The sequence below is a fragment of the Prevotella sp. AM23-5 genome (genome assembly GCF_003473645.1).
Lineage (GTDB): Bacteria > Bacteroidota > Bacteroidia > Bacteroidales > Bacteroidaceae > Prevotella > Prevotella copri_A.
The window spans coordinates 55,695-79,290 of the sequence record NZ_QUCG01000007.1 but is presented as its reverse complement, the minus strand read 5'-3'; the positions used below and the strand labels follow the sequence as shown (position 1 = coordinate 79,290).

Below are 23,596 nucleotides of genomic sequence, written 5' to 3'. Positions count from 1 at the left end.
GAAACCTGGAAAACTGTATTTCAGATAGTTATATCTATCTTGACCGCCATTGCCGCCTCTCTGGGCGTGACGAGCTGTATGGCTTAACGCATCGAAGCAAAAAAGGCTTCATGGGTTAACACATCAAATAAAAAAGTGCCGGTAGGTGAATCCTATCGGCACTTTTGCTATATATGAATTTCCTTGCTGTATATGAATTTCCTTGTTGAAATCCTTTTCCTAGATGCCTCTAGCCTTGTAGATCTTATCCTTGGCATCATTGATTTCCTGGAATTTCTTCTCGGCGGCACGGCGAACATCCTCGCCCAGAGCTGCTACCTTGTCGGGATGATACTTGAGCGCCATCTTGCGGTAGGCGGCCTTCACCTCATCGTTGGAAGCGTCGGGGGAGACGCCGAGGATGCGGTAGGCATCTTCCAGCGAAGTGGCAGATGTGGCTGATGAACCGCTGCCATGCATGCCCAGCATCTGATCTACATCCGATGCTTCCAGCCCCATGTGGAGGGCTACTTCCTTCAGCGCCTGAATCTCCTCAGGAGAAACCACATTGTCTGCCTGGGCGATCATCACGAGGAAGTTGAGCAACTGCAGGCGCTGCTCGTACATCATGTTGGCACGTATCTGATGACAGCTGTCCTGTATCACCGTGCGATACTGCTGCATGCCCATACGCTTCTGCTGCTCGAAGAGCTTGAGGAGGATTTCCTCGCCCTGCTGCTTCGCCGCCATACCGAAGTTCTGGAGTAGGAACCGGCGCACCAGCTCCATCTCTGAATGCATGATCCTGCCATCTACATTGATGATGTAAGAGGCGAGAACCAGGAGCGAGAACATAAAACTATTTCGCTCTCCCTCGTAGGCGTGCTGCTGACCGTAGCCGCCGTAACTTCCGTTTCCATATCCTCCGCTGCCATATCCGCTGTAAGCTTCGTAGGCGTTGGAGTATTCTCTGTTGTTATATCCCTCACTGCCAGGCTTGTTGACCTCGTCTAGCCCATGGTCGAAGAGCGAGCCGAGGGCGAATCCTGCAAGGGCGCCAAGAGGTCCTGCGGTGATGAATCCCAGAAAACCTCCTATCCATTTTCCTGCTGCCATATATACTGATTTTTTCTGAATGATAATCAAGTTGAAAAGCCCCCGACTTCTGCTGTATGCTAAGAAAAGAAGCATGCAACTTCGGAAGGGGGCAAGTGCTGATTAATAAGAGGTTTCTTTTTTATTTCTCGAAATAGTAGAGGAACTGGGCAATACCAGAAAGTGCTGGCTTGCGCTGACCTTCTATCTCGATGGTAAACTTGATGCTGGTCTTGCAGATACCACGGAGATTCTGAATCTCATGGAGTGTTGCCACGAGGCGAACACGTGAACCGGTGATGACCGGCTGACCGAAACGCATCTCATCCATACCATAGTTTACGAGCATCTTGATGTTGTTTACCTCGATGATCTGCTGCCAGAGATATGGCAGTACAGAGAGGGTGAGGTAGCCGTGAGCGATGGTGCTGTGGTAAGGGCTTTCTACCTTGGCGCGCTCTACATCTACGTGAATCCACTGTGGGTCGAGGGTTGCGTCTGCAAACTTGTTGATACGGTCCTGGTCGATCTGCAACCAGTCTGATTCACCTAACTTCTCACCGAGGTGAGATGCAAAATCCTCATAGGAATTGATTACTAACTTTGCCATTTTTATCTTTTTTTTAATTGTTATTTGCGATATTCTTAAAGCTTTTGCCCTTTCAGGGCGACAGGCTTGCTTGCCTATTTACCCAGGGCGGTGCCCTGGGCTAGGAGCTTTTGCCCTTTCAGGGCGTTCTCCCTAGTCTCTTCGGAAGATATCCCGGGTATAGACTTTTTCCTTCACATCGTCGAGGCATTTATCGTATCTGTTGGCGATGATCGCCTGACTCTGCTTCTTGAAATCCTCCAGGTCGTTTACCACGCGGCTGCCGAAGAAGGTGGTTCCGCTCTTCAGCGTTGGCTCGTAGATGATAACCTGGGCGCCCTTCGCCTTGATGCGCTTCATCACGCCCTGGATGCTGCTCTGGCGGAAATTGTCGCTGTTGCTCTTCATCGTGAGGCGATACACGCCGATGGTGCAAGGCTTCTCTTCCTCCTCGCGGTAGTTGTTCTGGTTGGCGTAATCGTAGTAGCCTGCCATGTGGAGCACTCGGTCGGCGATGAAATCCTTGCGGGTGCGGTTGCTCTCTACGATGGCCTGGATCAGATTCTCGGGCACGTCGGCATAGTTTGCCAGCAGCTGCTTGGTATCCTTCGGCAGACAGTAGCCGCCATATCCGAACGATGGATTATTGTAGAAGGTGCCGATGCGAGGGTCCAGTCCCACACCCGATATGATGGCCTGGGTGTCGAGTCCCTTCATTTCGGCATAGGTGTCCAGCTCGTTGAAGTAGCTTACCCGGAGCGCCAGGTAGGTGTTGGCGAAGAGTTTCACCGCCTCTGCCTCTGTGAGCCCCATGAAGAGGGTGTCGATGTTCTCCTTGATGGCTCCCTCCTGCAGGAGTTCTGCAAAGAGATGCGCCGCCTGGTCGAGCCGCTCATCTCCTGCCGGTCTGCCCACGATGATGCGGCTAGGGTAGAGATTGTCGTAGAGCGCCTTGCTCTCGCGCAGGAATTCCGGGGCGAAGATGATGTTCTCGCTGCCCATCTTCCGGCGTATGTTCTCGGTGTAGCCCACTGGGATGGTGCTCTTGATGACCATGATGGCATCTGGGTTCACCTCCTTGACCAGCTGGATGACCTCTTCTACATGCGATGTGTCGAAGTAGTTCTTCACGGGGTCGTAGTTGGTTGGCGTGGCGATTACCACGAAGTCGGCATCCCTGTAGGCTGTGGCTGCATCGGTAGTAGCCTTGAGGTTGAGCTTTTTCTCTGCCAGGTATTTCTCGATGTATTCGTCCTGGATAGGTGAGCGGCGGTGGTTGATGAGTTCCACCTTTTCGGGAACCACATCCACTGCCACCACCTCGTGATGCTGGCTCAGCAGCGTGGCGATGCTCAATCCTACATAGCCTGTTCCGGCTACGGCTATCTTTATATTTTCTTTTGCCATTACCTTTTTTATATTTAAATTGCTGCAAAGGTAATAATAAATAGGTAGAATGCAAAATCTTGCGCCGATTTTTATTAAAAAATAACTGAAATGGCGGCTAAAAAAGCCCTTCAAAATTTGCGTATTTCTGAGCATCTGTACGATTGGCCGGAAATACGCAAATTTTGAAGGGGGATAAATGGGGCGTTTTGGGGATGATGATGGAAAAATGGGAGAGGAGCCGACTGGCTGTCTGTCTGCCTGATTTTCCTATATTGTCAATAAATCAGAATAGTCGGGAATCTCTTCGAGGAATAAATATTTTTTATCGTCGTAATCCATCCGGCAGATGTAGTGCTCCAGTCCGTTGCTCACCACCAGGTAATCTACGTGGAGCAGGAGATTATATACCGAAATCTGATCGAACACCTTCTGCGTGATGGGGATGTGCGGCGCCTTGTATTCGATAATCATCCTGGGGCGGAGTTCGCGGCTGTAGAGCACGCTGTCGGCACGCAGCACCTTGTCGCCGCATTTCAGCTGGATCTCGTTGGCGAGCAGCGAGGCAGGGTAGCCCTTGTGCTCGATGAGATAGTGTACGAAGTGCTGGCGCACCCATTCTTCGGGCGTGATGGCTACGTATTTCCTGCGCAGCACATCCAGTATCTTGGGCTGCTGTTTGGTGCCCGAAACCTTCATTTCGAAGGTTGGTAAGTTCAAGCGAATCATTTTTTATACCTTATTATATATATAGTTCGATTTATTTTTGTACCTTTGCAAATGGATTGCAGGCTGGATTCTCTGTGCAGACAGATGAATGGCAGGCTGGAATCACAGTGCAAAGATACAAAAAATAAATCAATGGCAGAAAAGAAAAATGCAATAAGTTACGAGTCGATCATGAAAGATCTCAAGGCTCGGAAGTTTGCGCCCGTGTATGTTCTGATGGGCGACGAACCTTTCTATATAGACAAGATCTGCGATTATATCGCCGAAAACGTGCTCCAGCCGGAAGAGCGGGACTTCAACCAGACCGTGCTTTTCGGGGCGGATACCACAGCGGTGCAGGTGGTGGATCAGTGTAAGGGATATCCGATGATGGCGGAATTCAGGGTGGTGATTGTAAAAGAAGCACAGAATCTGAAGAGCCTGGATGCCCTGGAAAAGTATCTCGAGAAACCGGTGAAATCCACCGTTCTCGTCATCTGTAACAAAAACGGCAGTATCGACCGCAGAAAGAAGTTCATCCCGAGAGCCGAACAGGTGGGAGTGGTGTTCGAGAGCAAAAAGCTCTACGACCGTCAGCTTCCGGGTTTCATCGAAACCTATCTCAAGGCTCGCAAGGCAACCATCGAACCGAAGGCGGTGCAGATGGTGGCAGATCATATCGGAGCCGATCTTCATCGCCTCACCTCCGAACTCGACAAGCTGCTCATCTCTCTTCCTGATTCCGACCGACGGGTGACTCCGGATGTGGTGGAACGTGAAATAGGAGTGAGCAAGGACTTCAATGCTTTCGAACTTCGCGGCGCCATCATCCAGCGTGATGTTTTCAAGGCAAATCAGATAATAAACTATTTTGACAGCAACCCGAAATCGGGTTCGCTCTATGCGCTCCTCCCGTTGCTCTTCAGTTATTTCCAGAATCTGATGATAGCCTATTATGCTCCGAATAAGCAGAACGAAAATGAGCTTGCAAAATTCCTGGATTTGCGCGGAACCTGGGCGGTGCGCGATTATACGATGGGAATGAGAAACTATTCCGGAGTGAAAGTGATGCAGATAATCGAGAAGCTGAAAGAGGTGGATGCGAAGAGCAAGGGCATCGATAATCCGTTTACTTCGGCAGGCGAATTGATGAGAGAACTCATCTTTTTCATCCTCCATTAGGCTGCTTTCCGGCTCCAAAAATCCGTCGATGGGCGAGGGTGGGAGAGAGGCTGATTTTTACTCCTCCTTCGTCTTGTCGGAGAAATGAAATGATCTGGAATCGGGGAGGGCGTTTAGCTTCCTGAAAGTGGTGAAAATAGCGTTCGTTATCGGGAAAACGGGCGCTATTTTTTTTGTTTTTCTCGTGGGGAATCTCTCGTTTGGATGGATTTCTCATCTAGATGGTCATTTTTCTGTTTTTACTGAAATCGTAGTTAACTATAATGAATATCAGCTAGTTAACGAAAATAACCCCCTTCAATACTCGCATTTTTGAGCAAAACCCGACCAACGGGCTTGAAAACGCTCAAAATGGAAAAAATTGCCATCCTCAGCCCCTCTTTTTTTAGTGTTTGCATTTATTAAGGTTTATGTTTCTGTACTTTAATAATGTAAATGTGTATTTTGTAAATCGTTCTTTATATTTATAAATCTAAATCAAAGAAAACTAAATCGAAGAAAAAAGAGGGTGAATTTATAAACGTAAATGTAAATCGGGTGGTTTTGGAATATGAATGTATAAATATACAAACGAGTTGTCGAAGTGAAAACATATTGAAAACCAGTGTTTTATAGATTTCTGTTGTTTTGAGTAAGGTTGCGATTTTGCATTTGTCACAAGAAAGATGCATAAAAGTGGCTGAAATGCCTATTTATAGGGAATGAAGGCTTTGAAACTCAGTGAATTAATAGTTTTAAATAAAGCAAACCATTGTAAAAGCTTTAAACTACTAAAGTTAGATTTGTAAATCTAAACCATAAAACTAAGAAAGCGAAGATTGAAAGTTTAAATTTGTAAATACAAACCTAAAGTTTAAAAAACAAAATTTTTCCCGAAAAGTTTGGTAAAACCAAATTTTTGCTTTATCTTTGTAAAATCTTAGAAAAATGGGCCAAAAACGGCCCTGTTCGGAAATAAAACATCGTAAAAAATCAAATTCAAACATAGTGATGAAAGACAGAATCAGACAGATCATGGAGGACCAACACCTCAACCAACAGAACTTCGCGCAGCTCATCGGAAAGTCGACGGCGACCCTGAGCAGCATCTTCAATGATCGCACAAAACCATCGCTCGACATCGTGGATGCAATCAAGAAAAAGTTGCCTCAGGTGAACCTTGAGTGGTTGCTTTATGGTACTCCTCCTATGTATATTAATAAGGTGGAAGGTGCCCAGGCGGGTGCTTCGGTCAGAGTTGAAAATGGAGCGGACGATGATTCGCTCGATATGTATGGAGACGCTGTAGGTGTGGCTGGTACAGGCGCTTCGGCAGCAGGCATGGGCGGAAGCCATGGGGGCATAGGTGGCGCTGGCGGCGTGGTGGAGCCTACCCTGGATTTCGGGGGCAGCGAGGGCTCCGACTCCCCTACTTCTCCATCGCTCTTTGACCAGCCTCAAACACACGGTGTAAAAAGGACACCTAAAAATATCGCCAATGCTGCGGTTAAATATGTGGACAAACCGCAACGCAAGATTACCGAGATCCGCATCTTCTACGATGATCAGACCTGGGAGACTTTCGTTCCGAAGAAATAGACCGCTGCTCTGCTGTCGGGAATAAAGAAGGAATAAAGAAGGAATAAAGAAGGAGGGGAGCTGAAAAGAATCTAACTGAACGGTTGAAACGGGCTGAAAGCCCAAAAGCTCTTAGCCCAGGGCATCGCCCTGGGTATAATAGCAATCAATAAGACGCCCTGTAAGGGCAAAAGCTTTGTTTATTGCTTGGTTCTTTGAAAGCTTTTGCCCTTACAGGGCGACGGGTTTGCGTCCTAATTACCCAGGGCGGTGCCCTGGGCTAGGAGCTTCTGCCCTTTCAGGGCGTATTGGGTAATTTCAACCGTACAGGTCGAAAAAATTGCTCTTTCTCTTTGTGAAGTTCGATTTTTGTTGTACCTTTGCACTGCCTATATATAAATAGGTATAACAGCAAGCATTAAATGTGCATTAACAGCAAGCATAAACAACAAGCATTAACAACAAGCATTAAAATAGCAATAAGATGAAAAAATATGTTCTAGACCTTAAGGTGGTTTCTGTAGAAGCACTCAGCGATAAGCACGTATTGATTAAGCTTACCGACGAGAAGCCTCTGCCGGAAATCCTGCCTGGACAATTCGTAGAAGTAAAGGTAGATCATTCGCCTGCCACCATGCTTCGCCGTCCTATCTCCATCAATTTCGTGGATAGAGAAACCAACCAGCTCTGGCTGCTCGTTGCCATGGTGGGCGACGGAACCCGCCAGCTCGGAAAGCTTCAGGCTGGCGATACGCTCAACTGTATGCTGCCTCTGGGCAATGGTTTCACCATGCCTACAGAGAAGAGTCAGAAGTATCTCCTCGTGGGTGGTGGCGTAGGTGTGGCTCCTCTGCTCTACTTCGGAAAACTCATCAAGGAGTTTGGTGCAGATGTAACCTTCCTGCTGGGTGCCCGCAAGGCTTCCGACCTGCTGGAGCTGGATGAGTTTGCCAAGATAGGAAAGGTATGCATCACTACCGAGGATGGCTCTGCCGGCGAGGTGGGTTTCGTAACCAATCACTCTGTGCTGGAGAACGAGCAGTTTGACATGATCTCTACCTGCGGTCCGAAGCCGATGATGGTGAGCGTGGCTCGCTTTGCCAAGAAGGCTGGAGTGGAGTGCGAGGTTTCCCTGGAGAACAAGATGGCATGCGGCGTAGGTGCCTGCCTCTGCTGCGTGGAGAAGACCACCGAGGGACATAAGTGCGTTTGCAAGGATGGTCCGGTCATCAACATCAAGCAGCTCACCTGGGATATCTAGTCATTCCCTAGGGTATATCTGATTGGCTCCACTCGCCCTGAACCAACGGTCACCGGCCGAAGGAAAAGGTAAAGGACAGAAGCTATCAGGTAAGCCCCACACGCCCTGAAAGGGCAGAAGCTCCTAGCCCAGGGCATCGCCCTGGGTATGATATATACCAAATAGCAAGTCGCCCTGAAAGGGCAAAAGCATTTGTAATCCAAATGTAATAGAATATTATTTGATTAAGAAAGATTATGGCTGATTTAAGTGTAAATATAAAGGATTTGAAGCTGAAGAATCCAGTGATGACTGCATCGGGAACTTTCGGCTACGGATTGGAGTTTGCTGATTTCGTTCCGCTGGAGGAAATCGGAGGTATCATCGTAAAGGGTACTACCCTGGAACCACGCGAGGGAAATGACTATCCACGCATGGCTGAAACTCCACAGGGAATGCTCAACTGCGTGGGCCTCCAGAACAAGGGTGTGGAGTACTTCTGCGAGCACATCTATCCTCAGATCAAGGACATCGATACCAATATGATCGTAAACGTGAGCGGACACTCGCCTGAGAGCTATGCGGAGTGTGCGGCACGCGTGAATGAGCTGGATAAGATTCCTGCCATCGAGCTGAATATTTCCTGCCCTAACGTAAAGGATGGCGGTATGGCTTTCGGCGTTACCTGCGAGGGTGCTGCAAGCGTGGTGAAGGCGGTGCGCAAGGTGTATGACAAGACCTTGATCGTGAAGCTTTCGCCTAATGTAACCAGCATTGCCGACATCGCCCGTGCGGTAGAGGCTGAGGGTGCCGACTCTGTTTCACTCATCAACACATTGATGGGTATGGCGGTGGATATCGAGAAGCGCCAGCCGCTGCTGAGCATCCGTACTGGTGGTTTGAGTGGCCCTTGTGTCAAGCCGGTGGCATTGCGTATGGTTTACGATGTGGCTCATGCCGTGAAGATTCCGGTAGTAGGACTGGGCGGTATTCAGAATGCCAAGGATGCCATCGAGTTTATGATGTGCGGTGCTACAGCCATCGAAATCGGTACTGCCAACTTCATTGATCCTGCCGTAACCAAGAAGGTGAAGGATGGTATGAACGAGTGGCTGGATGCTCACGGCTGCAAGTCGGTGACTGAAATTATCGGTGCCATCAAGTAAATGCTGGTCGCCAACAGATAAATTACACATTATTATATATAACAGAATTATATATAACAGACTGAACTATATTATATATAACAAACAGAACTATCGCATGTGGTTTAAGAACGGGCTGAAGGCCCAAAAGCTCCTAGCCCAGGGCATCGCCCTGGGTATAATGGCAATCAGCAAGGCGCCCTGTAAGGGCAAAAGCTTTGTATATTGCCCAGTATTTTAAAGCTTTTGCCCTTTCAGGGCGACAAGTTTGTGTCCGTAATTACCCAGGGCGATGCCCTGGGCTAGGAGCTTCTGCCCTTTCAGGGCGTTTTGGGCTACATGCGTAACTTAAATAGAATAGGTATGATGGATTTGAATGATATGAATCCCGTTCTGCTCGTAGCAGCTCTTACGCAGCAGATAGCGGAGCAGGAGAAGCGGGCGGAAGCTTGCAGCGAGGATGCTGAAAACAAGGCTGCGCTGAGCAAGAACCTGCTGAAACGAGGCAATCTGCTGATGCAGATGGGCGATAAGGAGGGAGCCGGAAAGGATATGCAGAGATATCTGCAGCTGAATCCCGAAAAGATAGAGGAACTTACCGGAGAGTTTAAGGCTGAAGGAAGAGAACATTGCCGATAATTGCCTGCACATTGCCGATAATTGTCTGAACATTGCCGATAATTGCCAGAAAATGCCGGTAAATGTTCTTTCGGAATGATACGAATGCTGATAAAAATCTGCCAGTTTAGGGCTTTTTCTGATAAAAATCTGCTGAAAATATGCTGAAAAGCAGAAAATATAAGGAAAATAAAGAAAAAACTGACAATTTGTTTGGCGGTATCAAAGAAAAGTGTTACTTTTGCAAACGAGTTGAGACTTTCATCGGTTGATACTCCATCTGAGCTGCTTCTTCCAAGGATAATGGCTCAGCAGAGCAGAGTCTTTCTGAAGACTGATGGCTCGAAGCAATAAGTGAATAACAAATAAAGAATAAGAAAATGGAAAAGTTGAACGCTTACTTTTTTAGCTATTACTTTTACTTTGCAAGCAATTGTAAAGCGGGAAGTTGCGTATATATTTCAACTTAGGATATAAGATTCTTGAAATCATCGAAACGGTCCCGCTCTATTGTGAGCAGGACCGTTTTTCGTAAAACTCGAATCCGTTTTCCATAAACGTTTTCGAAATAATCTGTTTTCAAAAAACGTTTTCCAAAAAATCCGTTTTCCAAAATCAGGAGATAATGTAAAAAAGAGAGTGAAACAATGAAGAGAATTGCAATACAAGGAGAGTTAGGATCCTTCCACGACATTACCGCCCACGAATATTTCCAGGGCGAGCAGATAGAGTTAATCTGTTGCGCTACCTTCGAGGAGGTGTTTGAGAACATCAAGCGAGATCCTACCATCATCGGCATCTGCGCCATCGAGAACACCATCGCCGGCAGTCTGCTCCACAACTACGAGCTGCTCCGGGAGAGCGGAACCACCGTGGTGGGAGAGCACAAGCTCCACATCGAGCACAGCATCTGCTGTCTGCCTTCCGACGACTGGAGCACCCTGCAGGAGGTTCACTCTCATCCTGTAGCGCTGATGCAGTGTGGCAAGTTTCTCGCCAACCATCCTGATCTCAAGGCGGTGGAGGCTGAGGATACCGCAGGTTCTGCCGCATTCATCGCCCAGCACCAGGTGCACGGATGGGCAGCCATCTGTTCTGCCTACGCCGCCAGGATGTATGGCATGAAGGTGCTGCAGGAGGGAATCCACGACAATCCGCACAACTACACCCGATTCCTCGTGGTCTGCAATCCGCAGAAGGCCGCTCTTCTCCGACCTATCGAAAAGGCCAACAAGGCGAGCATCGTCTTCAGCCTTTCACACGACAAGGGTTCGCTCTCCAAGGTGCTCACCATCCTGAGCTTCTACGACATCAATCTCACCAAGATCCAGTCGCTGCCAAGCATCGGACATGAATGGGAATATCTCTTCTACGTGGATCTCACCTTCGATAATCTGACCCGCTATCGCCAGAGCATCGATGCCATCACACCACTCGTGAAGAAACTCACGGTGCTGGGAGAATATGAGGAAAAAGAATAGTAACATTTCATAATAAAAGAGAATAAAAATGATACAACCAGCCAATAGAGTAACAGAAATACAGGAATACTACTTCAGCCGTAAGCTGAAGGAAGTGGCTAAGCTTAATGCCGAGGGACAGGACATCATCAGCCTCGCCATCGGAAGTCCAGACATGCCGCCTTCTAAGCAGACCATCGATACGCTCTGCGAGGTAGCCCATAACCCTGCTGCACACGGATATCAGCCTACGGTGGGCATCCCGGAGTTGCGCAAGGCGATGGCTGGTTATTACAAGAGATGGTATGACGTGGATCTTGACTGGGCTACGGAAATCCAGCCCCTCATTGGTAGCAAGGAGGGTATCCTGCACGTTACGCTCGCCTTCTGCAACCCTGGCGACGAGGTGCTCATCCCAAACCCGGGCTATCCTACCTATACTGCCATCAACAAGATTCTCGGCACCAAGATTACCTATTACGACCTGCGCGAGGACAATGAATGGCAGCCAGACTTCGAGGCGCTGGAGAAGATGGACCTCAGCCACGTGAAGCTGATGTGGACCAACTATCCGAACATGCCGACCGGAGGCGTGGCAAAAATGGAGACCTACGAGCGACTCGTGAAGTTTGCCAAGGACCACAACATCGTGGTGGTGAACGACAATCCTTATTCGCTCATCCTCAACGAGCATCCGCTGAGCATCATGCAGGTGCCTGGCGCCAAGGACTGCTGCATCGAATTCAATTCGCTCAGCAAGAGCCACAACATGCCAGGATGGCGTGTGGCTATGATTTCGAGCAACAAGCAGTTTATCTCCTGGATTCTGAAGGTGAAGAGCAACATCGACAACGGATGCTTCCGCGGAATCCAGCTCGCTGCTGCCGAGGCCATGCTCAACAATACCGACGAGTGGCACCGTGAGAACAACATCACCAACTATCGCCGCCGCCGCGACATAGCCGAGCAGATCATGCAGGTATTGGACTGCAAGTTTGATCCTAACCAGGTGGGCATGTTCCTCTGGGGCAAGATTCCGGAGAAATACGCCGATGTAGAAGACCTCACAGAGAAGATTCTCCACGAGGCGCGCGTATTCATCACCCCTGGATTCATCTTCGGAAGCAACGGCAAGCGATACATCCGCATCAGCCTTTGTGCCAAGGATGAGAAAATGAAGGAGGCGCTGGAAAGAATCAGAAAAGTCTTTGGAAAGTAAAAAATAAAAAATTAAAATATACGACTATGGAATTAGAATTAGAACCATTGAATCTCCCTAGTGATCAGGAACGCCCTATCGTCATTGCAGGCCCATGCTCTGCAGAGACTGAAGAGCAAGTTATGACTACCGCCAAGCAGCTGGCTGCTAAGGGCTGCCACATGTTCCGCGCTGGTGTATGGAAGCCACGTACCAAACCAGGAGGCTTCGAGGGAAATGGCGAGATTGCCTTGCCTTGGATGAAGCAGGTGAAGGAGGAGACCGGTATGCTCACTGCTACCGAGGTGGCTACTCCTGAGCACGTGGAGCTCGCCTTGAAATATGGAATCGATGTTCTGTGGGTGGGAGCCCGTACTTCTGCCAATCCATTCGCCATGCAGGCACTGGCAGACAGCCTTCAGGGCGTGGATGTTCCTGTGCTGGTGAAGAACCCGGTGAATCCGGATCTTGAGCTTTGGATCGGTGCGCTCCAGCGTATCAACCAGGCTGGTATCAAGCGACTCGGTGCCATCCACCGCGGTTTCTCCAGCTTCGACAAGAAGATCTACCGCAATCTCCCTATGTGGCAGATTCCTATCGAGCTGCACCGCCGCATTCCTCAGTTGCCTATCATCTGCGACCCTAGTCACATCGGCGGTCGCCGCGACCTCATCGCTCCTCTCTGCCAGCAGGCTATGGACCTGGGTTTCGACGGTCTGATCGTAGAGAGCCACTGCTCTCCTGATGATGCATGGAGCGATGCCAAGCAGCAGGTTACTCCAGATATCCTGGATTACATCCTGAGCCTCCTCGTAGTTCGTGATGAGCATTATTCTACAGAGGGTCTGCATCAGCTGCGCGGTCAGATTGATGAGTGTGACAACCAGCTGATGGATCTTCTTGCCAAGCGTATGCGTGTATGCCGCGAAATCGGTACCTACAAGAAGGAGCACAATATGACAATCGTACAGACCAACCGCTACAACGAGATTCTCGAGAAGCGTGGTGCCCAGGCTTCACTCTGCGGAATGAGCCCAGAGTTTGCTGCCCAGATCTTTGAGCATATCCACGAGGAGAGTGTTCGCCAGCAGTTGGAAATTCTGAATCAGAAATAAATTAAGTGAAGAGTAGAGGACGAAAGACTTCGGCCTTCACTCTTCATTCTTCACATTATAAAGAAATGAGAATTTTGATAATGGGAGCAGGTAAGATGGGAAGCTTTTTCATCGACCTGCTCAGCTTCGACCACGAGGTGGCTGTGTATGAAAAGGATGCCAAGCGACTGCGCTTCACCTATAACTGCTACCGTTTCACCAAGATGGAGGAGGTGGAGATGTTCCGCCCGGAACTCGTCATCAATGCCGTAACCGTGAAATACACCATCCCGGCATTCGAGGAGTTGCTGCCACATCTCTCTAAAGACTGTATCATCAGCGACATTGCGTCGGTGAAGACTGGATTGCAGGAGTTTTACGACAAGAGCGGCTTCCGCTACGTGAGCACCCACCCGATGTTCGGTCCTACATTCGCCAACCTGAACCAGCTCTCCGAGGAGAATGCGGTCATCATCAAGGAGGGCGACTATATGGGTAAGATTTTCTTTAAGGATCTCTATCAGAAGCTCGGACTGAGCCTGCATGAGTACACCTTTGATGAGCACGACCAGACGGTGGCTTACTCGCTGAGTATTCCGTTTGTCAGCACTTTTGCCTTTGCGGCGGTGATGAAGCATCAGGATGCTCCTGGTACCACCTTCAAGCGCCACATGCAGATAGCCAAGGGCGTATTGAACGAGGATGACTATCTCTTGCAGGAAATCCTCTTCAACCCATATACATCTGGACAGGTGGCCCAGATTCGCGAAGAGCTGGCTGAACTCATCGATATCATCGATCACAAGGATGCCAAGCGCATGAAACTCTTCCTCACCAAAATCAGAAATCATGTGAAGGAAGACATCGAAATCAAGCAGCAGAAATAGGAAAAAACAGAAGACAAAGAAGAGTAGTAGATTATGAGTGAACAGATTGATCAACAGAATAACACAGCTGAACAGCCTAGCATGTTTCAGGTGGTAAACGAGGGATTCTCTACCCGAGAGGCGATTGAGGAAGCCAAGAGATGTCTGCATTGCAAGATTCCGCAGTGTAAGAAGGGATGCCCTATTGAAAACGATATACCGGATTTCGTACACGAACTGTCGATGGGTAACATGGGTGCTGCGATGAGCATCATCAATGCCAAGAGTAATCTGCCGGCTATCTGTGGACGCGTGTGTCCACATGAGAAGCAGTGTCAGGGACATTGTGTGCTCGGCAAGAAGGGAAAACCTGTACAGATTGGAAAATTGGAGCAGTTTATCGCTGACTTCGATACCAAGATGAAGCTCTCTCGTGAGCTCCTGCCACAGAAAACACGTGGTAGAGTGGCTGTAATCGGTTCGGGTCCTGCAGGACTTACCGTAGCCGGTGATTTGGCAAGACAGGGATTCAATGTAACGATTTTTGAAGGACAGGCTGAACCGGGTGGCGTACTGATGTACGGTATTCCGGAGTATCGCTTGCCAAAGACTGTGGTGCGCGATGAGGTGAGCAAGATTGCTGCCTTGGGCGTGCAGTTTATCACAAACTGTATGGTGGGCGAAAACAATGTCACCATCGACAGTCTCTTCCGTGCCGGTTATGATGCCATCTTTATGGGTACGGGTACCAGTGTGCCTCAGAATATGGACTCTACACCGGGCAGCAAGCTCCATGGTGTAAGCCAGAGTACCTACTTCCTGCACAATGTAAATGCCTATAACGAAGGTGCCCTGACCCGCGATATGGTTCCTTTGCGCGATGGCGAGAAGGTTGGCGTAATCGGTGGTGGAAATGTGGCGATGGATGCTGCCCGAACTGCCATCCGTCTGGGTGCTGACGTTACCGTATTGTACAGAAAGACCCAGGAGGAAATGCCTGCCATCAAGAGCGAATACGAGGATGCTGTAAAGGAAGGTGTGAAGTTTGAATGGAAAACTACCGTAGAAGCCTTTCTGAAGGGCAAGAATGGCAGACTGGGAAGCTGCGTGCTGAATACACCTGAGGGCGAAAGGGTAGAGAAATTTGATAGAATCTATCTGGCTATCGGTTCGCGACCAGCCAACCGTATCGTTTCTACTACTGCCGGAATCGAGGTGGATGAGAAGGGATATGTGAAGGTGGTAGATCGTCCTTTCGGAATGACTACCCGTCGTGGCGTATTTGCAGGAGGTGATGTGGTGCATCGCCCTCAGACCGTAGTGCTGGCGATGAAGGCTGCCAAGGAGGTGGCTCAGGGTATCGCGCAGTATGTGGATGCCATCAAGCTCCTGGAAGAAGCCAAGCGCATCGAAAAAGAAGGTACCTGTTCGTAGAGGTTAATATCTGCTTAATCTGGTTAATATCTATTGCAATATTTTGCGGAATGAAGGATTCTTGTTATTTTTGCCTACAAAAAAAGCAAAGATTATGAAGAAAATTATATTTTTGATGATAACCCTGTTGTCAATGGCTTCCATGGTCTATGCGCAGAAAACATGCGTCATCGCATCTGCCGAGGATCATGTGCCTATCCGGGAAGCCCTCATTCATACGAACAATAACCATTGGGCGCGTACTGACTATCGGGGCTACTGGAACATGCGCTACCAGTTTGATTCTGCTACCGTATCCAAACCGGGCTATATCAAGGCAACCATCCGCTATCAGGAGTTGCCTGATACTGTTTTTCTCCTTCCCGAAGCCAAACAGATTGGTGAAGTGACCGTTTGGGGCAAGAACCAGGAGCATATCGACAATATGGAAGAGCAGATACAAGAGAAGGTGAATTCTGTGCCAACATCACCGGGAGGAATCGGCTTCGATGCCTTCGGCTGGATGGACAAGCAGGGCAGCCGCGACCGGAAGCACAAGAAGCAGGCTCAGGAAATCTTCAAGAAGATGGACAGAAAGGATCCTATCGTCTCTGCCTACGAAAAGGCTACGGGAAAGAAGTATGAACTGAAAAATCCTATCAATCTGAGCGCTAACAAGAAAGAAACTTTGGAAAAGCAGGATGAGACCAGGCAGGAATCATCAGAGAAAACGCTTCCAAATGTTCAAAATGAAGCAAAAGAGCAAGAAAATGAAAAATAATCGAGATTGAGTTGGCTTTCTCGGAAAAAGTTCGTAACTTTGTGCCCGAAATAAAAAAGTACAATTAAGAACATGTTTGAAAATTTAAGTGATAGATTAGAACGTTCCTTCAAAATTCTGAAGGGTGAGGGTAAAATTACCGAAATCAACGTGGCTGAGACCATGAAGGATGTGCGCCGTGCACTCCTCGATGCCGATGTTAACTATAAAGTTGCCAAGGAATTCACCAACAAGGTGAAGGAAAAAGCACTCGGCATGAATGTTTTGACAGCCGTGAAGCCAGGCCAGCTGATGGTGAAGTTGGTTCACGACGAGCTCGCTGAGCTGATGGGAGGCGAGGAAGCTCCATTGCATTTGGAAAGTCGCCCTGCTGTAATCCTGATGAGTGGTTTGCAGGGTTCTGGTAAGACTACCTTCAGCGGTAAGCTTGCCAATATGCTCAAGAACAAGAAAGGTAAGAAGCCTTTGCTCGTGGCTTGCGACGTATATCGTCCTGCTGCTATCCAGCAGCTCCATGTAGTAGGCGAACAGGTGGGTGTGCCTGTATATAGTGAGCCTGATAACAAGGATGTACTCAGCATCGCTGACCACGCTTTGCAGCAGGCTAAGACCAACGGCAACGATGTGGTCATCGTCGATACAGCCGGTCGATTGGCTGTGGATGAGCAGATGATGCAGGAAATCAGCAACCTCAAGAATCATCTCAACCCGGATGAGACTCTCTTCGTAGTTGACTCAATGACGGGTCAGGATGCTGTAAATACAGCCAAGGAGTTCAACGACCGCCTCGACTTCAATGGTGTAGTTCTCACCAAGCTCGATGGTGATACCCGTGGTGGTGCTGCCCTCAGTATCCGCACCGTGGTTACCAAGCCTATCAAGTTTATCGGTACCGGCGAGAAGATGGAGGCTATCGATGTGTTCCATCCTGCTCGAATGGCAGACCGTATCCTCGGAATGGGTGACGTGGTTTCGCTGGTAGAGCGCGCACAGGAACAGTTTGACCTGGAGGAGGCTAAGAAGTTGGAGAAGAAGATTCGCAAGAACCAGTTCGATTTCAATGACTTCTACAATCAGATTCAGCAGATCAAGAAGATGGGTAACATCAAGGATCTGGCTGCGATGATTCCGGGTGTAGGCAAGGCTATCCGTGATGTTGATATCCCAGAGGATGCCTTCAAGGGTATCGAGGCTATCATCCAGAGTATGACTCCTAAGGAGCGTACCAATCCATCTATCCTCAATACATCTCGCCGCCAGCGTATTGCCAAGGGTTCTGGTACCAATATCCAGGAGGTAAACAAGCTCATCAAGCAGTTTGAACAGACACGCAAGATGATGCAGATGATGACTGGCAACAAGATGGCGCAGATGATGGGCCGTATGAAGGGTATGCCAGGTATGCCTAAGATGCCAGGTATGTAATTCTGAAGCAGAGAGCCAAGGCTCGAAGCTTATCAATGTAAAATTCTTAAAATAGAAAAAGTAAGATGCAGCTAATAGACGGAAAGGCGACAGCAGCCGCCATAAAGGAACAGATTGCCCAGGAGGTGGCTCAGATTGTAGCCGCAGGAGGCAAGCAGCCACATCTGGTGGCTGTGCTGGTGGGCCACGATGGTGGCAGCGAAACCTATGTGAAGAACAAGGTGCTGGCATGCGAAAAGTGCGGATTCAAATCTACGCTGATCCGTTTTGAGGAGGATGTTACTGAGGAGGAGCTTCTGCAGTGTGTAGATAAGCTCAACAAGGATGCTGACGTGGATGGTTTCATCGTGCAGCTGCCTTTGCCGAAGCACATCGACGAGCAGAAGATTACCATGGCGATAGACTATCGCAAGGATGTGGATGGCTTCCATCCCGTGAATGTGGGTAGAATGTCGCTGGGTATGCCTAGTTTCATCTCGGCTACTCCGCTTGGAATCCTCACCCTGCTACAGCATTATCAGATAGAAACCAGCGGTAAGAAGTGTGTTATCCTGGGCAGAAGCAACATCGTGGGCAAACCTATGGCCCAGCTGATGATGCAGAAGCAGTATGGAGATGCTACGGTTACCGTGTGCCACTCGCACTCCAAAAATCTGAAGGAGGAGTGCCGGGAGGCGGATATTATCATTGCGGCTATCGGTAAGCCTGATTTCGTAACAGCCGATATGGTGAAACCGGGAGCTGTTGTCATCGACGTGGGTACGACTCGTGTTCCTGACACCACCAGAAAAAGCGGATTCCGCTTGAATGGTGACGTGAAGTTCGATGAAGTGGCTGAAAAGTGTTCTTTCATTACTCCTGTACCGGGCGGAGTGGGTCCGATGACCATCTGCTCGCTGATGAAGAATACGCTTGCCGCAGGAAAAAAAGAAATATATGATTAGATCTCTCTATTCCATTAGGGAGTTTATTAGGTTTAGTTGTTAGGTTGGGGGCAGGTTGCTGTGAAGCATTCTACCCCTTTTTTGTTAACTTTATACGATTTAAGTCGTATCATCGTATATGTATTGTAATACAATTGAGAATCTAAAAACAAGCAAAAAATAAATAAGAAGTAATATGATGAAACCAAAGTATCTACTCTTCTCGGCTGCCCTGTTGGCTATGACCCAAGCTGTGGCGCTGACTCCTGTCAGAAAGCAGACTCAAATGCCAGCTGCCAAGAAACAAGTTAATAAGGCGACTTTGTCTGTTGCAGATAAGGATGCACCTGCCTATACCATTGTGGGTAAGGATTCTACCTGTCAGATTTTCGTGTATTCGCCAGCTCCCAACCAGGGACTGCATCTCGCTTATCTTACAGACGATGAAAGATGGGTGGATGTAGGTCAGCTCTGTGCCTCTGACTTCGGACCTTGGGGCAGTGAGAAAAAGATGTATCGCCCATTCGTTCTCAAGGCAAATGATGGTACCTGGCGGGCTCTTTGGAGTGTAAATAAGACCTCACCACAGTTTGCTGTGGCTTATTCTGAAGATCTCGTAACCTGGCGACCACAAGATTATCCTATCATGAAGGAAAAGAATATCAGTGATGTGGCTGCCTATCAGATGGAAGATGGAACCTTCGACCTTTATCTGAAGACGGAGAAAGGTAAAAGATACGTTCATGCCGACAAGGATTTCCGTACCTTCCAGGAGGATTCGCTGGAAGCTTCTGCCGATGAAATCCTCTGGCAGCGAGATACGGCTACCATCAATGGTAAACTGATAGAGGGTAACGACTTTGAAATTCCGGCCATTCATCTGAACTATATCCGTGCCTGGCATAAGGCTCTGGCTGAGGAAGCAAAGGAAAACAGCCGGAAACTGCCTAAGAATGAGGCTGATCTGAAGGCTTATATCGCTGATGTAGAGGAGAAAATCAAGAATGAGCAAGGTGAGGAGGCTGTCCTTCAGCACGCTAAAATGGTAAAGGAGGCGGATGCAGCAGATGCTTTCACGGCTAAGCTCACGGTGAATCCGAAGCAGAGCCATCGCATCAGCGACAAGCTTATCGGCATCTTCTTCGAGGATATCAGCAGAGCTGCCGATGGCGGACTCTGTGCAGAACTCCTGCAGAATGGCGACTTCGAATACAATGGTGAGCGAAAAGGCTGGAATGCTGCAACTGCCTGGATGGGAATTGAGGCTTCATCTTCTTCAGCATCTTCTTCTGTATCGTCATCCTCTTCTGCCATCATTTCTACAGAAAATGGGGTAAGCGTGAATAATCCGCATTATGCCATTCTCTCATCTACACCTATTTATAATATAGGATGGGAGGGAATCGTCATCAAGCGTGGTGCCGCTTACGAAGTGAGTCTGTATGCCCGTTGTATCGACGGCAAGAAAAAGCAGCTTACTGTAGCACTCGTAGATCAGGAAGGACTTCCGATAGCCCAGGCTAAGCTGAAGGTGCAGGGACCTGATTGGGCTGAATACAAGGCGCAGCTTGTCATCACAGACAAATATAAAGGTGAACTGGGCAAGGATACCCGTTTTGCCCTCTTGCCTAAGGGGGAGGAAAAGGTAGCCGTAGATATGGTGAGCCTGATGCCGCAGGATACCTACAAAGGTCATGGTCTGAGAAAGGATCTTGCTGAGACCATCGCGGAGCTGAAGCCTCGCTTCGTGCGTTTCCCTGGTGGATGTATGCTCCACGGACAGGGACTCGGAAACATCTATCATTGGAAGGAGAGTATCGGTGAACTGAAAGACCGAAAACCGGCTCTCAATATCTGGAACTATCACCAGACCCGTAAGCTGGGATTCTTCGAGTATTTCCAGTGGTGTGAGGACATGGGCGCGGAGCCTCTGCCTGTATTGGCTGCTGGTGTACCTTGTCAGAACTCCCAGCCTAATGCGCAGGGCATCTGCGGACAGCAGGGTGGAATCCCAATGGCAGAAATGCCAAAGTATGTGCAGGATGTTCTCGACCTGATTGAGTGGGCGAATGGTGATCCTGCCACATCGAAGTGGGCAAAGATGAGAGCGGATGCTGGACATCCTGCTCCTTTCAATCTCAAGATGGTAGGTATCGGAAACGAAGATCTGATTTCCACCGATTTCGAACAGCGCTATCTGATGATCTGCAAGGCTCTCAAGGAGAAGTATCCGGAAATTGAAGTAGTGGGCACAGTAGGTCCATTCCATTATCCATCTTCCGACTATATCGAGGGCTGGAAGATTGCAAAGGAGAATAAAAAATGGATTGATGCGGTAGATGAGCACTATTATGAGCAGCCAGGATGGTTTATCAATCATCAGGATTACTACGATCATTACGACCGTAAGGCTCCGAAGGTGTATCTGGGCGAGTATGCTGCAAATGGCAATAATGAATTAGACCGCGCTTTGGCAGAGGGTATTCATCTCTGTAATGTGGAGCGTAACGGAGATGTCGTGGAAATGACCTCTTATGCTCCTCTGCTCTGCAAGGATGGCTATCATAACTGGAACCCGGATATGATCTACTTCGATAATTCGGAGAAAATCCGACTCACCGAGAGTTACAAGATGCAGAAGATGTTTGGTCAGCATTCCGGTGATACTTATATTGTATCTAGCCTGAACCTTCCTGCGGCTCTTAAGAAGTACGTGGGCACCAGCGTGGTAAAGGATTCCAAGACCGGTAAAACCTGGCTCAAGGTGGTGAATGCCTTGCCTCGTACGTTGAAACTCCAGGTGGAAGCACAAGGAGCTGGTGCTGGTAACAAGCAGGTTGAGGTGAAGGCTCGTTCTGCCGAGGTATTTGAACTCTAATCTGTTTGTATAAGACATATATGGACCCTTGTATTATTGCACAATCGGGCTGCTTTTGTGTAATGGTTCTAATAAATTGTAAGCAATTTAGCTTATTTTCTAACAAAAATCCGCAAAAAATGAAAGTTTTTGCGGATTTTGTTGTTTGTTTCATAAATTCTCACTATCTTTGCAGTCAAAATTGTAAGAAGAAGGCTTGAGAGAGACCTTCTGGCAATAAAGAACAAGATAATATAAAGAGATAATAACGATATGAAACATCCATTAAGAAGTAGCGTCTGTACTGAAGGCAGAAGAATGGCAGGTGCCAGAGCTCTCTGGGTAGCTGCAGGTATGAAACATGAGCAGTTTGGCAAACCTATTATCGCCATCGTGAACAGCTTCACACAGTTTGTTCCGGGTCATACTCATCTTCACGAAATCGGTCAGATTGTCAAGAAGGAAATTGAAGCTATGGGTTGCTATGCAGCTGAGTTCAATACCATTGCTGTTGACGACGGTATCGCTATGGGGCACGACGGAATGCTCTATTCACTCCCAAGTCGCGATATTATTGCTGATTCTGTGGAATATATGGTGAATGCGCACAAGGCTGATGCTATGATCTGCATTTCCAACTGTGATAAGGTTACCCCAGGTATGTTGATGGCGTCTATGCGTCTGAATATTCCTACAGTGTTCTGTTCTGGTGGTCCGATGGAGGCTGGTCGCTGGAAAGGCGAGAATGCTGACTTGATTACCGCTATGATTAAGGGTGCTGATACCAGTGTCAGCGATGAGGAAATGAAGCAGATTGAGCAGTGTGCTTGCCCTGGATGTGGTAGCTGCTCTGGTATGTTTACCGCTAACTCTATGAATTCTCTCACAGAGGCTATCGGTTTGAGTCTTCCTGGCAATGGTACTATTCTCGCTACTCACAAGAACCGCATCGAACTCTTCAAGGCTGCGGCTCGTCAGGTTGTAAAGAATGCCTACGCTTATTATGAGGATGGCGATGAGAGCGTATTGCCACGTAGCATTGCTACCCGTGATGCCTTCCTCAATGCCATGACTCTCGATATCGCAATGGGTGGTAGTACAAATACAGTGCTCCATCTCTTGGCTGTGGCTCAGGAAGCAGGTGCCGATTTCAAGATGGAAGATATCGATCAGCTCAGTCGCAAGGTTCCTTGCCTCTGCAAGTTGAGTCCTAATACTCAGAAGTATAGCGTTCAGGAATGTAACCGTGCCGGTGGTATCCTGGGTATCCTGAATGAACTTAATAAGGGTGGTTTGATTAATGGTGCTGTGAAGCGTGTGGATGGCAAGACTCTCGATGAGCAGATGAAGAAATACGATATCACAGGTGCCGAGATTGATCCTGAGGCTGACCGCATCTATCATTCTGCTCCAGGCAGAAAATTCTCTACTCAGATGGGTAGTCAGGATGCACAGTGGGAGAGTCTTGATACAGATAGAGAGAATGGCTGTATCCGTGATCTCGAGCATGCATATACCAAGGATGGTGGTCTTGCAGTACTCTTCGGTAATATCGCGCAGAATGGTTGCGTAGTGAAGACTGCAGGTGTGGATCCTGTGCTTTGGCATTTCGAGGGTCCAGCAGTATGCTTCGATTCTCAGGAAGATGCCTGCGAGGGTATTCTCGGTGGTAAGGTGAACTCTGGTGATTGTGTTGTTATCACACACGAGGGTCCTAAGGGTGGTCCTGGTATGCAGGAGATGCTGTATCCAACTTCATACATCAAGAGCCGTCACCTCGGTAAGGAGTGTGCCCTCATCACAGATGGTCGATTCTCAGGAGGTACATCTGGCTTGAGTATCGGTCACATTAGCCCAGAGGCTGCTGCTGGTGGTAACATCGGCAAAATCAAGGATGGCGATATCATCGTTATCGATATTCCTAGCCGTTCTATCAATGTGAAGCTTTCCGACGAGGAACTTGCTGCTCGTCCACAGCAGCCGCTGAAGCGTAATCGTCAGGTTAGTAAGGCTTTGCGTGCATACGCACAGAGCGTAAGCTCTGCTGATAAGGGTGGTGTAAGAATCATCGACTAATCCT

The 23,596-nt window shown here is 48.5% G+C and carries 20 protein-coding genes; 16 read left to right on the top strand and 4 right to left on the bottom strand.

Annotated elements, in window-relative coordinates; genetic code table 11:
* Positions 1-87 (top strand): smalltalk protein (locus DW657_RS18560; protein WP_158577307.1); only part of this gene is annotated, 87 nt, incomplete at its 5' end.
* A gap of 132 nt (positions 88-219) precedes the next feature.
* Here the strand turns inward: DW657_RS18560 and DW657_RS03300 are convergent.
* The 4 genes from DW657_RS03300 to DW657_RS03285 form a co-directional block, all read right to left on the bottom strand.
* Positions 220-1,095, bottom strand: coding sequence for a DnaJ domain-containing protein (locus DW657_RS03300; protein WP_118311387.1), 876 nt, complete (start codon positions 1,093-1,095; stop codon positions 220-222).
* A gap of 121 nt (positions 1,096-1,216) precedes the next feature.
* On the bottom strand, positions 1,217-1,684 hold the full coding sequence (locus DW657_RS03295; protein WP_118311386.1) for a MaoC family dehydratase: 468 nt from the start codon (positions 1,682-1,684) through the stop codon (positions 1,217-1,219).
* 132 nt (positions 1,685-1,816) lie between these two features.
* The gene (locus tag DW657_RS03290; RefSeq protein WP_118311385.1) at positions 1,817-3,070 is read right to left on the bottom strand and encodes a nucleotide sugar dehydrogenase; all 1,254 of its coding nucleotides are present in this window, start codon (positions 3,068-3,070) and stop codon (positions 1,817-1,819) included.
* Between the two features lie 249 nt (positions 3,071-3,319).
* The gene (locus tag DW657_RS03285) at positions 3,320-3,778 is read right to left on the bottom strand and encodes a type I restriction enzyme HsdR N-terminal domain-containing protein (protein ID WP_089543546.1); all 459 of its coding nucleotides are present in this window, start codon (positions 3,776-3,778) and stop codon (positions 3,320-3,322) included.
* 132 nt (positions 3,779-3,910) lie between these two features.
* On the opposite strand from DW657_RS03285, the gene holA reads away from it, so the two are divergent.
* The 15 genes from holA (at position 3,911) to ilvD (ending at position 23,592) form a co-directional block, all read left to right on the top strand.
* Entirely contained in the window at positions 3,911-4,939 is a 1,029-nt protein-coding gene (gene holA, locus DW657_RS03280) for a DNA polymerase III subunit delta (RefSeq protein ID WP_118311389.1), read from the top strand.
* Between the two features lie 990 nt (positions 4,940-5,929).
* Entirely contained in the window at positions 5,930-6,517 is a 588-nt protein-coding gene (locus DW657_RS03270) for a helix-turn-helix transcriptional regulator (RefSeq protein ID WP_118311384.1), read from the top strand.
* Between the two features lie 463 nt (positions 6,518-6,980).
* Positions 6,981-7,757: a dihydroorotate dehydrogenase electron transfer subunit gene (locus DW657_RS03265; protein ID WP_089543548.1), complete on the top strand. Its 777-nt coding sequence runs from the start codon at positions 6,981-6,983 to the stop codon at positions 7,755-7,757.
* A 236-nt stretch (positions 7,758-7,993) separates the two neighbouring features.
* Positions 7,994-8,902 (top strand): dihydroorotate dehydrogenase, encoded by a 909-nt coding sequence (locus DW657_RS03260; protein ID WP_089543549.1) that lies wholly within the window; start codon positions 7,994-7,996, stop codon positions 8,900-8,902.
* A 342-nt stretch (positions 8,903-9,244) separates the two neighbouring features.
* On the top strand, positions 9,245-9,520 hold the full coding sequence (locus tag DW657_RS03255) for a hypothetical protein (RefSeq protein WP_118311383.1): 276 nt from the start codon (positions 9,245-9,247) through the stop codon (positions 9,518-9,520).
* A 626-nt stretch (positions 9,521-10,146) separates the two neighbouring features.
* Positions 10,147-10,980: a prephenate dehydratase gene (locus DW657_RS03250; RefSeq protein WP_089543551.1), complete on the top strand. Its 834-nt coding sequence runs from the start codon at positions 10,147-10,149 to the stop codon at positions 10,978-10,980.
* Positions 10,981-11,008: 28 nt separating this feature from the next.
* The gene (locus DW657_RS03245; protein WP_089543552.1) at positions 11,009-12,178 is read left to right on the top strand and encodes a pyridoxal phosphate-dependent aminotransferase; all 1,170 of its coding nucleotides are present in this window, start codon (positions 11,009-11,011) and stop codon (positions 12,176-12,178) included.
* A 26-nt stretch (positions 12,179-12,204) separates the two neighbouring features.
* On the top strand, positions 12,205-13,272 hold the full coding sequence (locus DW657_RS03240) for a bifunctional 3-deoxy-7-phosphoheptulonate synthase/chorismate mutase type II (protein WP_117661930.1): 1,068 nt from the start codon (positions 12,205-12,207) through the stop codon (positions 13,270-13,272).
* 65 nt (positions 13,273-13,337) lie between these two features.
* Positions 13,338-14,138: a prephenate dehydrogenase/arogenate dehydrogenase family protein gene (locus DW657_RS03235; protein ID WP_117661929.1), complete on the top strand. Its 801-nt coding sequence runs from the start codon at positions 13,338-13,340 to the stop codon at positions 14,136-14,138.
* A 33-nt stretch (positions 14,139-14,171) separates the two neighbouring features.
* Positions 14,172-15,551 carry an NAD(P)-dependent oxidoreductase gene (locus DW657_RS03230; RefSeq protein ID WP_118311382.1) on the top strand — a complete coding sequence of 460 codons (1,380 nt, stop codon included), beginning with the start codon at positions 14,172-14,174 and terminating at the stop codon, positions 15,549-15,551.
* A 94-nt stretch (positions 15,552-15,645) separates the two neighbouring features.
* On the top strand, positions 15,646-16,311 hold the full coding sequence (locus tag DW657_RS03225; RefSeq protein WP_142990570.1) for a hypothetical protein: 666 nt from the start codon (positions 15,646-15,648) through the stop codon (positions 16,309-16,311).
* 72 nt (positions 16,312-16,383) lie between these two features.
* Positions 16,384-17,736 (top strand): signal recognition particle protein, encoded by a 1,353-nt coding sequence (gene ffh / locus DW657_RS03220; protein ID WP_089543557.1) that lies wholly within the window; start codon positions 16,384-16,386, stop codon positions 17,734-17,736.
* Between the two features lie 65 nt (positions 17,737-17,801).
* Positions 17,802-18,680 carry a bifunctional methylenetetrahydrofolate dehydrogenase/methenyltetrahydrofolate cyclohydrolase FolD gene (gene folD / locus DW657_RS03215; protein WP_118311381.1) on the top strand — a complete coding sequence of 293 codons (879 nt, stop codon included), beginning with the start codon at positions 17,802-17,804 and terminating at the stop codon, positions 18,678-18,680.
* A gap of 265 nt (positions 18,681-18,945) precedes the next feature.
* Positions 18,946-21,537: an alpha-L-arabinofuranosidase C-terminal domain-containing protein gene (locus tag DW657_RS03210; RefSeq protein WP_369973461.1), complete on the top strand. Its 2,592-nt coding sequence runs from the start codon at positions 18,946-18,948 to the stop codon at positions 21,535-21,537.
* Between the two features lie 252 nt (positions 21,538-21,789).
* Complete coding sequence (gene ilvD / locus DW657_RS03205) at positions 21,790-23,592, top strand: dihydroxy-acid dehydratase (protein ID WP_089543560.1); 1,803 nt, start codon at positions 21,790-21,792, stop codon at positions 23,590-23,592.
* Positions 23,593-23,596: the final 4 nt, after the last annotated feature.

Coding starts and splice junctions, on each gene's coding strand:
- DW657_RS03235 (WP_117661929.1), top strand. CDS start 13,338: ATGAGAATTTTGATAATGGGAGCAGGTAAGATGGGAAGCTTTTTCATC.
- DW657_RS03245 (WP_089543552.1), top strand. CDS start 11,009: ATGATACAACCAGCCAATAGAGTAACAGAAATACAGGAATACTACTTC.
- ilvD (WP_089543560.1), top strand. CDS start 21,790: ATGAAACATCCATTAAGAAGTAGCGTCTGTACTGAAGGCAGAAGAATG.
- DW657_RS03225 (WP_142990570.1), top strand. CDS start 15,646: ATGAAGAAAATTATATTTTTGATGATAACCCTGTTGTCAATGGCTTCC.
- DW657_RS03265 (WP_089543548.1), top strand. CDS start 6,981: ATGAAAAAATATGTTCTAGACCTTAAGGTGGTTTCTGTAGAAGCACTC.
- DW657_RS03250 (WP_089543551.1), top strand. CDS start 10,147: ATGAAGAGAATTGCAATACAAGGAGAGTTAGGATCCTTCCACGACATT.
- DW657_RS03240 (WP_117661930.1), top strand. CDS start 12,205: ATGGAATTAGAATTAGAACCATTGAATCTCCCTAGTGATCAGGAACGC.
- DW657_RS03270 (WP_118311384.1), top strand. CDS start 5,930: ATGAAAGACAGAATCAGACAGATCATGGAGGACCAACACCTCAACCAA.
- DW657_RS03230 (WP_118311382.1), top strand. CDS start 14,172: ATGAGTGAACAGATTGATCAACAGAATAACACAGCTGAACAGCCTAGC.
- DW657_RS03255 (WP_118311383.1), top strand. CDS start 9,245: ATGATGGATTTGAATGATATGAATCCCGTTCTGCTCGTAGCAGCTCTT.
- DW657_RS03290 (WP_118311385.1), bottom strand. CDS start 3,070: ATGGCAAAAGAAAATATAAAGATAGCCGTAGCCGGAACAGGCTATGTA.
- DW657_RS03210 (WP_369973461.1), top strand. CDS start 18,946: ATGCCAGCTGCCAAGAAACAAGTTAATAAGGCGACTTTGTCTGTTGCA.
- DW657_RS03285 (WP_089543546.1), bottom strand. CDS start 3,778: ATGATTCGCTTGAACTTACCAACCTTCGAAATGAAGGTTTCGGGCACC.
- DW657_RS03295 (WP_118311386.1), bottom strand. CDS start 1,684: ATGGCAAAGTTAGTAATCAATTCCTATGAGGATTTTGCATCTCACCTC.
- DW657_RS03260 (WP_089543549.1), top strand. CDS start 7,994: ATGGCTGATTTAAGTGTAAATATAAAGGATTTGAAGCTGAAGAATCCA.
- holA (WP_118311389.1), top strand. CDS start 3,911: ATGGCAGAAAAGAAAAATGCAATAAGTTACGAGTCGATCATGAAAGAT.
- ffh (WP_089543557.1), top strand. CDS start 16,384: ATGTTTGAAAATTTAAGTGATAGATTAGAACGTTCCTTCAAAATTCTG.
- folD (WP_118311381.1), top strand. CDS start 17,802: ATGCAGCTAATAGACGGAAAGGCGACAGCAGCCGCCATAAAGGAACAG.
- DW657_RS03300 (WP_118311387.1), bottom strand. CDS start 1,095: ATGGCAGCAGGAAAATGGATAGGAGGTTTTCTGGGATTCATCACCGCA.